Raw genomic sequence first — 6,319 nt, 5'->3', positions numbered from 1 at the left:
GCGAGCCCGAAATCCATAACCACGATCGGGAGTATGGATTCCGGGCTCGCGCCCTAGAGGGCGCGCCCCGGAATGACGGATGTGGATAGGATGTCGCTATGGCAATTGCGAAACGTGCTCCCGCTGCTGTTAACATGGCGGTCGACCTCGCCGCGCACATCGATGCCCTCGATTGGCCTCAAATCACCGCCGAACTCGACACCCAGGGCTGCGCCGTCCTGAAGAACCTGCTCACCCCCGAGCAATGCCGCGCGGTCGCCGCGCTCTACCCCGACGACGCCAACTTCCGCAGCCGCATCGTTATGGGCCGCCATGGCTTTGGCCGCGGTGAATACAAGTATTTCTCCTATCCGCTGCCCGACCTGATCGCGCAACTGCGCCCGGCGCTTTATGCGCATCTGCAAGGCGTCGCCAGCCGCTGGAACGAGGCGATGGGGATCGACATCCGCTATCCCGCCTCGCATGCCGCATTCCTGAAACGCTGCCACGAAGCGGGGCAGGCGCGGCCAACGCCGCTGCTGCTGCAATATGAGGCCGGCGACTACAATTGCCTGCACCAGGACCTCTATGGCGAGCACGTGTTCCCGCTCCAGGTCGCGATCCTGCTCTCCGAGCCCGGCCGCGATTTCGCCGGCGGCGAGTTCGTGCTGACCGAGCAGCGCCCGCGCATGCAGTCCCGCGCCGAGGTGGTGCCGCTCGCGCAGGGCGACGCCGTCGCTTTCGCCGTGCATCACCGCCCGGTGCAGGGGACACGCGGCACCTACCGCGTTAATCTCCGCCATGGCGTCAGCCGGATTCGCTCTGGCCGGCGCCATACCCTGGGTGTGATCTTTCATGATGCCAAATGAGCGCTGCTATTGACGGCTGATCTGTTCGACAATGTCGCCGAGGCCCAGCCGTCGCGTGAGGAGATCGCCGACGGTGCCGTGCTGCTGCGCGGTTTCGTCAAGCCGATCGAGAGCGAGCTGATCGAAGCGGTGCGCGCCATCGTGGCGCAGTCGCCGTTCCGTCGCATGACCACGCCCGGCGGTCATCTGATGTCGGTGGCGATGACAAATTGCGGCGAGCGCGGCTGGATCACCGATCACACCGGCTATCGTTACGATCCCATCGATCCGCGCACCGGCGCGCCGTGGCCAGTCATGCCGCCGGTGCTCCGCGATCTCGCCCGCAGCGCGGCGGAGCAGGGCGGCTTTGCCGGCTTTGCGCCCGATGCCTGCCTCGTCAATCGCTACGAGCCCGGCACGCGGCTGTCGCTGCATCAGGACAAGGACGAGCTGGACTATTCGGCGCCAATCGTCTCGGTCTCGCTCGGCCTGCCAGCGACGTTCCTGTTCGGCGGCATGGCGCGCGCCGACAAGCCGCGGCGCTTCCGGCTCGTCCATGGCGACGTCGTGGTCTGGGGCGGCGCCAGCCGGCTCGCCTATCACGGCGTCGCGCCGCTCGCCGAGGGCGAGCACGCGCTGCTCGGGCGGAAACGAATCAATTTGACCTTCCGAAGGACGCGTTGACACGTTTTCTCGCAGCCCCCACTCGTCTAAGCTCGGGACGGGGAGGCGGCGATATGACGACAACACAGCTCTCGGCCCACAGCGGGACGGCCAACCGCACCGGCCTTTATCTCGCCGCGCTGCAACTCGTATTCTCGCTGGGCTGGACCACCTACGTCATCTATCTGCCAAAGCTCGCCGCCGAAGTCGGCATCGCGCCATCCGCCGTCATCCTCATCCTGATGCTGGACCAGGCGATCTTCACCATCGCCGACACCGCCATGGGGATCGCCGCCGACAAGCTCGCGCCCCATGTCGGCAGGCTTGGCCTGTTCGTCGGGCTCGTGGCCGCGATCTCCTGCGCCGCATTCGTCGCGCTGCCCTTCGTCGCCGGAGGCGGCGCTGCCGCGCAGGGCTGGTTCATCGCGCTGATCGTGGTGTGGTCGGTCGCGTCATCCGCGCTGCGCGCGCCGCCGCTGACCCTGCTCGGCAAGTACCGCGCGCGGCCGCAGGTGCCGTTCCTCGCCGCGCTCGCGATGCTCGGCTATGGCGTCGCCGGCGCGGTCTCGCCCTATCTCGGTGTGGTGATGCGCGAGCACGATGCGCGGCTGCCGTTCGTGATCTCCAGCGCCGTGCTGCTGCTCACGGCGCTGGGGCTGTCGCGCATCGAACATGATGTCGCGCGCGACACCGTGCCGCCGACACCGGCCGAGGCGGCAAAGCCGCTGGGCCTCGTGCCGATCGCTTTCATCGTCGCGATGGTGGCGCTCGCGCTCGGCTATCAGTTGCACTTCGCCATGAACAGCGCGCCGTTCTATCTGCGTTTTGCGAGGCCCGACGAGTTGCCATGGCTGATGCCGGTGTTCTGGATCGGCTTCAACATCGCGATGTTTCCGGCGAGCCTCGTCGTCAAGCACCGCGGCGGCCTGATCGTGATGGGCGCGGCCGGATTGCTCGGAGCGGTCGCGATCGCTGCGGCCGAATTCGCCGGTAGCCTCAACGTTCTGATCGCCGCGCAATTTCTCGCCGGAGCGGCGTGGGGCTGCATGCTGATGAGCGCGATCTCGGCCGCGCTTGCCATCGGCTCGACCGGCGCGGAGGGAAAGGTCACGGGGCTCGTGTTCTCGGCGCTGGCCCTCGGCACCTTCGCGCGCATGGCCGCCGTCGCCGGCGGCTTGCAGAAGATGCCGGACTACGCGCCGTTGCTGCATTGGGCGCCGGTCGCCTGCTGGTCGGTCGCAGGCGCCGGCTTGCTGGTGATCGCGGCGGCGCGGTTACAGGGGGGTGGTCACCTCAAGGCTTCGGCGGGTGGATGAACGCCCAGGGGCTGACTTCCGAATCCCTGGTCACCTCGACCGAGATCAGGTACGGCCCGCCATGCGCGAGCGCCTTCTCCATCGCCGCCTTGAACTGGTCCGGTGCGGTGACGCGCGCGGATGCGACACCAAAGGACTCCGCGAGCTTGACGAAGTCAGGATTGACCAGATCTGACGCCACCACGCGGCCGTCGAATCGTTCGCGCTGGTCGCGGCGGACATTGCCGTAGGCGTTGTTGTTGAACACCAGCGTCACCACGCCGATGTTGAACTGCACGGCGGTGGCAAGCTCCTGTACGCCGAACATGAAGCCGCCGTCGCCGGTGATCGCCACCACCGGCTTGTCGGGATTGGCGACCTTGGCACCCAGCGCGGTCGGGAAGCCCGAGCCGAGCGTGCCCTGATAGCCCGAGGTGATGAAGGTGCGCGGCTCATAGATCGGGAAGCCATACCAGGAGGCGAAGCCGAACTGCGACAGTTCATCGGTGACGATCGCGTTTGCCGGCAGCACCTCGCGCAGAATGTTCAGATACGCCATCTGCGGCTGGATGCGCTGGATTTCCGCCAGCGCGGTCGCAGTCGCCTCACGGATCGCGGCGCGGCGGCCGGCGGTCTTGCTGTAGCCGGCCTTGCTGACGGCAGCAGCGAGGTCGGCGGTTGCGGCCCTGGCATCGGCGACGATGGCCGTGTCCGAGATGAAGCGCCGCATCTCGACCGGATCGATGTCGATGCGGATGCTCTTCAACCCGTCGGGGCGGAACGGCCAGCGCGACATGGTCGGCAGCTCCAGCCGCGAGCCGATGCCGATCATGAGATCGGTCTTCGGCCACAGTTTATAGGCGGCGGCCATGGTGAGCCCGAGCTCGTGCGCATTGGAGACGATGCCGCGGCCGCTACGGAAGGCAACGACGGGCGCGTCGATCATCTCGGCAAGCTCGAGGACTTCGTCGCGCGCCTCGATCGCGCCGCTGCCGACGAAGATCATCGGCGCCTTGCTGCTCTTGATCAGCGCGGCAGCCTGCTTGATGAGATCTGGATCGGGCCGCGGCGCGGGCAGTGGCTCCAGCACCTGCGCGGCGGCCGTGTCAGCGCGCTGGGTGAAGATGTCCCAGGGCATCTCGACCGAGGCGGGGCCGCGCCGGCCGGACGTCATCTCCTGGAACGCCCGTGCGACCGTAATCGGCGCGTTGCCGGGCGTTTCGATCCGATCCGCCCATTTCACATAGGTGCGCAGGGTCGCGAGCTGGTCCGGCATCTCGTGCAGATGGCCGCGCCCCTTGCCCAGGAACTGCGTCGGCACCTGGCCGGTGACGCACAGCACCGGCTCGTTGCATCCAAAGGCGGTCAGCAGCGCCGCGCTGGCGTTGAGCACGCCGGGGCCGGGCACCACGCTGAACACGCCGGGCCGGCCGCTGGAGCGCGCATAACCGAACGCCATGTAGCCGCAGGCCTGCTCGTGCCGCGCGCCGATCACCTTGAGCTGGGCCTGGTGGAAGGCATCGAACAGGCCGTAGACCTGCGCGCCGGGCAGGCCGAACACGGTGTCGACGCCATGGGCGACGAGCCCGCTTACGATCGCTTCGCCGCCGGTGAGGGTGGTCATTGTTTCATTCCATTCGCGTTGTTGGTCAGGCTTCGTCGACGACACCGTTGCGCAAGGATCCGATGCCTTCGGCCGCGACTTCTATCACGTCACCCGGCTTCAGATAGCGCGGCGGATCGAACCGCGCACCGGCGCCGGTCGGCGTGCCCGTCACGATGATGTCACCGGGAACGAGCGTTGCGAAGGTCGAGATATAGCTGATCAGATAGCGGAACGGGAACATTAGCCGGCTGGTACGGTCGTCCTGCCTGAGCTCGCCGTTGACGTGCGTGGTCAGCCTGATGTCGGCGAGCTGCGCTTCCCTGATGTAGGGCACCAGCCACGGGCCGAGGCTGCCGCTGGAATCGAAGTTTTTGCCCTGCGTCACGTTGAACTTGGCGTGACGCAGCCAGTCGCGCACCGAGCCTTCGTTGCAGAGCGTCAGCGCTGCGATGTGGTCGAGCGCGGCGCTCTCCGCAATGTGCCGGCCCGGCTTGCCGATCACCAGCACGATCTCGCCTTCATAATCGAGCTGCGCGGAGGCGCGCGGGCGCACCAGTGGCGTGTCATGGCCGACGAAGGAGCGGGGCGAGCGCATGAACATGCTCGGATATTTCGGCGCGTCCTGGCCGTCCTTGTACTCCGCGTTACGATCGGGGTAGTTGACGCCGATGCAGATGATTTTTTCCGGCGCGGGCACTGGCGGCAGCCAGGTGATGTCGGCGAGTGCGTGGTCCGGCGTGCGGCCAGCGGCTTCCTCGGCGAAGCTCACCAGCTTTCCGGCGGCGATCACGTCGCGCAGAGTCGGATAGTCCTTGGCGTAGCGCGCGGAGAGATCGACGATGCCGCCCTCCAGGACGGCGCCGTAGCTGGTATCACCCTTGACGGAATATGTGGCGAGTCGGGGGAGCTTCATGGCCTAATCCGCCACCAGCACGTCGGCCACGAATTTCGGCTCACGCACGGTTTGCCCTGCGAACGGCGAGCCCTGCTCGAACCAGGAACGCGGCGCGGGCGCGCCCCACAACGTCTGGCGGCGCGGATCGCGCAGCGACCAGCGCAGCGGCTTGTGGTCGTGGTCGCCGGTAAAGTAGTCGCTGGTGTAGAGCTCGAGCCGATGTCCGTCGGGATCGCGGACATAGAGAAAGAACGCATTCGAGATGCCGTGGCGTCCGGGGCCGCGCTCGATGTTCTTCACAAAACCCTGGGAAGCCATGACGTCGCAGAGATGGATGATGTTCATCGCCGTCGGTGTCCAGTAGGCGAAGTGGTGCAGGCGAGGGCCCTTGCCGTTGGTGATGGCAAAATCGTGGACATTGCCCTTGCGGTGCATCCACGCCGCGGCGATCCGGCCGTTCGGCCCGTCCTCTTCCGCATACTCGGTGAGGCGGAAGCCGAGCCGGGCATAGAAGTCGACGGTGTCCTGCACCTCGGCGGCGAAGACGTTGAAATGGTCGAGCCGCTGCGGGTGGCATCCCCTGTAGAGGTCGTAGCGGCGCAAGAGATGCGGCCGGCGGTCCATCGCCGCGTAGAGCTCGATCTGGAAGCCGAAGGGGTCGGTGAACTGGAGCGTGCGGCCCTGGAAAGGCTGATCGACGAAGGCGTAGCCAAGGCCGTTCTCGGAGAGGAAGGCCGTGGCCTTGTCGAGATCCCCGTCGTTGCCGACCTTGAAGCCGAGCCGGGCGCAGGCCGGCGCGGCCGCCTTGCGCAGCACCAGCGAGTGATGCTGGTGCTCCTCGGCTGCGCGCAAGTAGACGAATTTGTCGTCGGCATCCTCGACATGCAGGCCAACGGTGGTCTCATAGAATTCGCGGCTGAGCTTCAGATCGGTCACGTCGAGCACGACATGGCTCGAGCGGATGATGTTGAAGGGCGGCTCGAAGATATGTTGCGGTACGGGCATTGGCGTTTCCCCTCTCTTCTCGTCATCC

6 protein-coding genes are annotated in these 6,319 nt (G+C 66.6%); 3 read left to right on the top strand and 3 right to left on the bottom strand.

Going from position 1 to position 6,319, the window contains the following annotated elements; genetic code table 11:
* Nucleotides 1-98: 98 nt before the first annotated feature.
* The 3 genes from PMI42_RS34960 to PMI42_RS34950 are packed head-to-tail and all read left to right on the top strand — an operon-like array spanning nt 99 to nt 2,806.
* On the top strand, nt 99-848 hold the full coding sequence (locus PMI42_RS34960; protein WP_008144088.1) for a 2OG-Fe(II) oxygenase: 750 nt from the start codon (nt 99-101) through the stop codon (nt 846-848).
* A 9-nt stretch (nt 849-857) separates the two neighbouring features.
* Nucleotides 858-1,511: a DNA oxidative demethylase AlkB gene (gene alkB, locus PMI42_RS34955; protein ID WP_008144086.1), complete on the top strand. Its 654-nt coding sequence runs from the start codon at nt 858-860 to the stop codon at nt 1,509-1,511.
* A 53-nt stretch (nt 1,512-1,564) separates the two neighbouring features.
* A complete protein-coding gene (locus tag PMI42_RS34950; protein WP_008144084.1) occupies nt 1,565-2,806 on the top strand; it encodes an MFS transporter in 1,242 nt (413 codons plus the stop codon).
* On the opposite strand, the gene PMI42_RS34945 is transcribed toward PMI42_RS34950, so the two are convergent.
* The 3 genes from PMI42_RS34945 to hpaD are packed head-to-tail and all read right to left on the bottom strand — an operon-like array spanning nt 2,784 to nt 6,291.
* A complete protein-coding gene (locus tag PMI42_RS34945; RefSeq protein WP_008144082.1) occupies nt 2,784-4,409 on the bottom strand; it encodes a thiamine pyrophosphate-dependent enzyme in 1,626 nt (541 codons plus the stop codon). The two genes, PMI42_RS34950 and PMI42_RS34945, sit on opposite strands and share 23 nt — an antisense overlap.
* 25 nt (nt 4,410-4,434) lie before the next feature.
* Nucleotides 4,435-5,304 (bottom strand): fumarylacetoacetate hydrolase family protein, encoded by an 870-nt coding sequence (locus tag PMI42_RS34940; protein ID WP_008144080.1) that lies wholly within the window; start codon nt 5,302-5,304, stop codon nt 4,435-4,437.
* Between the two features lie 3 nt (nt 5,305-5,307).
* Complete coding sequence (gene hpaD / locus PMI42_RS34935) at nt 5,308-6,291, bottom strand: 3,4-dihydroxyphenylacetate 2,3-dioxygenase (protein ID WP_008144078.1); 984 nt, start codon at nt 6,289-6,291, stop codon at nt 5,308-5,310.
* Between the last annotated feature and the right edge of the window lie 28 nt (nt 6,292-6,319).

The sequence above is a fragment of the Bradyrhizobium sp. YR681 genome (genome assembly GCF_000282615.1).
Taxonomy (GTDB): domain Bacteria; phylum Pseudomonadota; class Alphaproteobacteria; order Rhizobiales; family Xanthobacteraceae; genus Bradyrhizobium.
Note: the sequence above shows the minus strand (reverse complement) of the source record. Positions and strands in the feature narration are given on the sequence as shown.

Coding starts and splice junctions, on each gene's coding strand:
- PMI42_RS34960 (WP_008144088.1), top strand. CDS start 99: ATGGCAATTGCGAAACGTGCTCCCGCTGCTGTTAACATGGCGGTCGAC.
- PMI42_RS34945 (WP_008144082.1), bottom strand. CDS start 4,409: ATGACCACCCTCACCGGCGGCGAAGCGATCGTAAGCGGGCTCGTCGCC.
- hpaD (WP_008144078.1), bottom strand. CDS start 6,291: ATGCCCGTACCGCAACATATCTTCGAGCCGCCCTTCAACATCATCCGC.
- PMI42_RS34950 (WP_008144084.1), top strand. CDS start 1,565: ATGACGACAACACAGCTCTCGGCCCACAGCGGGACGGCCAACCGCACC.
- PMI42_RS34940 (WP_008144080.1), bottom strand. CDS start 5,304: ATGAAGCTCCCCCGACTCGCCACATATTCCGTCAAGGGTGATACCAGC.